The sequence below is a fragment of the Planktosalinus sp. genome (assembly GCF_059864935.1).
Genome location: NZ_JCBCCK010000241.1, coordinates 1 through 2,408, shown reverse-complemented (window position 1 = coordinate 2,408; position 2,408 = coordinate 1). Strand labels below are relative to the sequence as shown.

Here is a 2,408-nt window from a genome sequence, read left to right as displayed (position 1 = left end):
ATGCTGCCAAAGCTGAAATTATTTCTGAATTTGGTGAAAAATACAGTGAACCCAGAAACTTCAAAGGAAAATCAAAAGGAGCCCAAGAAGCCCATGAGGCCATAAGGCCCACAGACATTTCTGTTCATTCCATAGATTTGGAACGGGACCAGTCGCGCTTGTATGAACTGATTTGGAAACGCACCATCGCTTCTCAAATGAGTGAAGCCCAATTGGAGCGAACCAACGTGCGCATTGCAGCTTCCACACATAACAATGAGTTTACCGCCAATGGCGAAATGATAAAATTTGACGGGTTCCTTAAAGTTTATCTGGAAGGTACAGACAATGAAGATGAAGAGCAGGAAGGTATGCTGCCCAACCTGAAAGAAGGAGAGCAACTTCAAAACAACTACATCACCGCAACAGAGCGTTTCTCCAGACCGCCGGCGCGTTATACGGAAGCGGCTTTGGTAAAGAAGCTGGAAGAACTGGGCATTGGTCGCCCTTCAACTTATGCACCCACGATTTCTACAATACAACAGCGCAATTATGTAGAAAAAGGCACTATAGAAGGTGAAGAAAGAAAATACAGAATGCTTTCCTTGAAAAAAGAAAACATTTCAGAAAAAACACTTTCGGAAATGGTAGGTTCAGACAAAGGAAAACTGGTGCCTACTGATATCGGTATGATTGTCAATGACTTTTTGGTGGAGAATTTCAAAACCATATTGGATTACAATTTTACGGCAAAAGTCGAGCAGGACTTTGATGACATAGCAGACGGCAATGAAAAGTGGACAGAAATGCTGCGTGATTTTTATAAGGATTTTCACCTGCAAGTTCTTGATGTTGAGAAAAACGCTGAACGCGAAAGCGGTGAGCGTATATTGGGGAAACACCCCGAAACCGGAAAAACCATATTGGTGCGTTTGGGGAAATTTGGTGCAATGGCACAAATAGGCGCTCCCGATGATGAAGTTAAACAATTTGCCAGCCTTAGGCCCGACCAGCAATTAAATACCATTACACTTGAAGAAGTACTTGATTTATTTAAGCTTCCCAGAAAATTAGGACAAGTCAATGGCGAAGAAGTTGAGGTAAACAACGGCAGGTTTGGACCTTATGTGCGTTATGGCAAAAAGTTTGTTTCCCTACCTAAAGGTGTTGACCCGCTAGAAGTTAGTTTTGAAACTGCAAAAGAACTCATAGGTGAAAAAGAAAAAGCTGATGCACCCATTGCAACCTATAAAGGTAAGCCGGTTCAAAAAGGTGTCGGAAGATTTGGACCTTTTATCAAATGGAATGATATGTTCATCAATGTGAGCAAAAAATATGATTTTGATGACCTTTCCCAAAACGATATTGAAACCCTGATTGAAGACAAACTTCAAAAGGAAAAAGAAAAAGTGGTAAAAGTGTGGAAAGAGCAAGGCATCACTATTGAAAAAGCCCGTTGGGGCAGGTTTAACCTGATTAAAGGAAAAACCAAGGTTGAGCTTTCAAAAGACACCAAGGTTGAAAAAATGACACTTGAAGAAGCGCAGTCGTTGATTGACAGTAAATCACCGAAGAAAAAAGCCGCCAAAAAGAAAACCACCAAGAAAAAATAATTTATGCAAGAGTTTTTTACTCCTGTCAGCAAAACAGTTTTAGCACATCGTGAAATTTTACCTGAACAAGTTTTGGGCAAACAGATTGTGATACATTCTCAACGCAATGGATTTCCTGAAATTTCCGGTTGTAAAATAGCGCTCTTTGGTGTTAAGGAAGCACGCAACTCTATTAACTTTAGAGGAGGGTTTCCTTGTTTTGATTCCATCAGAAAGGCGTTTTATTCACTTTATGCAGGCAATTGGCATCATAAAATAGCAGATTTGGGAGATATCGCTCCCGGCGAAAATGTTGAAGACACCTATTTTGCCTTAAAAACAATTGTAACCGATTTACTTGCAAATAAAATCATTCCGGTAGTTCTGGGAGGCGGTCAGGATTTAATTTACCCCATTTATAGGGCTTACGACAGCTTCAACAAAATGATCAACTATGTTAATATCGACAGCAGATTTGACATTGGAAATGCTGAGGCCCCCATTTCAAATGTGTCCTATGTGGGTAAAATGGTTATCGATAAACCATACAACTTGTTTAATTACAGTGCTGTAGGTTATCAATCCTATTACAACCCTGCAGATGAAATCACATTGATTGACCGACTGTATTTTGATGCTGTCAGACTCGGTGAAGTTGTAAATAACTTGCATCAAGTAGAGCCTATAACTAGAGACGCAGATTTGATTAGTTTGGATATTTCTGCAATAAAAAGCGCAGAACTTAGTTATATAGATAACAATTCGCCAAATGGATTGAACGGCAGAGAGGTTTGTGCCATATCAAGATATGCCGGAATTAGCAATAAAGTCAGTGCA

At 40.0% G+C, this 2,408-nt stretch carries 2 protein-coding genes; both read left to right on the top strand.

Annotated elements, in window-relative coordinates:
• Positions 1-1,592, top strand: a 1,592-nt coding sequence (locus AC6F75_RS08335; protein ID WP_500714545.1) for a DNA topoisomerase, incomplete at its 5' end; no start/stop codon positions are given.
• 3 nt (positions 1,593-1,595) lie between these two features.
• Positions 1,596-2,408, top strand: an 813-nt coding sequence (locus AC6F75_RS08330; RefSeq protein WP_500714544.1) for an arginase family protein, incomplete at its 3' end; no start/stop codon positions are given.